Origin of the sequence: Citrobacter sp. Ce129, from assembly GCF_030334545.1 — a bacterium.
GTDB classification, from domain to species: domain Bacteria; phylum Pseudomonadota; class Gammaproteobacteria; order Enterobacterales; family Enterobacteriaceae; genus Citrobacter; species Citrobacter europaeus.
In genome coordinates this window covers 1-268 of sequence record NZ_JAOWDS010000007.1, presented here as the reverse complement: position 1 = coordinate 268, position 268 = coordinate 1, and the positions used below count along the sequence as shown (strand labels likewise).

Annotated in this window: 1 tRNA gene; it reads right to left on the bottom strand. The window is 55.6% G+C overall.

Annotated features, from left to right (window positions below):
- Positions 1 to 9: 9 nt before the first annotated feature.
- A tRNA-Ala gene (locus OGV77_RS00030) sits at positions 10 to 85 on the bottom strand.
- Positions 86 to 268: the final 183 nt, after the last annotated feature.

Below are 268 nucleotides of genomic sequence, written 5' to 3'. Positions count from 1 at the left end.
AGTAAAGGATGGTGGAGCTATGCGGGATCGAACCGCAGACCTCCTGCGTGCAAGGCAGGCGCTCTCCCAGCTGAGCTATAACCCCATCGTAAATACTTATCTCTGTACCCTAATTCGTTTCCGGGCAAGGCGCGGTGGTGCGAAGCATACTGAAGTATGCGAGCATCGCCGTAACACAGCACGGAGGCGAATTTGGTAGGCCTGAGTGGACTTGAACCACCGACCTCACCCTTATCAGGGGTGCGCTCTAACCACCTGAGCTACAAGC